The sequence below is a fragment of the Sabulicella flocculans genome (assembly GCF_045449635.1).
Classification (GTDB): domain Bacteria; phylum Pseudomonadota; class Alphaproteobacteria; order Acetobacterales; family Acetobacteraceae; genus Roseococcus.
In genome coordinates this window covers 1-255 of record NZ_JBJJBR010000074.1, presented here as the reverse complement: position 1 = coordinate 255, position 255 = coordinate 1, and the positions used below count along the sequence as shown (strand labels likewise).

The 255-nt window shown below is 67.5% G+C and carries 1 protein-coding gene; it reads right to left on the bottom strand.

The window, feature by feature from the left end; all coding sequences use genetic code 11:
* On the bottom strand, positions 1-255 hold a 255-nt coding region (locus ACI6QG_RS19790), incomplete at both ends, for an EF-Tu/IF-2/RF-3 family GTPase (protein ID WP_407026267.1).

Below are 255 nucleotides of genomic sequence, written 5' to 3'. Positions count from 1 at the left end.
GCTTGCGGAACATCTCCACGCCGGTCACCGTCGTCTTCACGGTGTCCTTCAGGCCGATGATCTCGACCTCCTCGCCCACCTTCACGATGCCGCGCTCCACGCGACCCGTCACCACCGTGCCGCGGCCGGAGATCGAGAACACGTCCTCGATCGGCATCAGGAACGGGCGGTCCTTCGGGCGCTCGGGCTGCGGGATGTAGCGGTCCACCTCGGCCATCAGCTGCAGGATCGCCTGCTCGCCGATCTCGGGCTGCT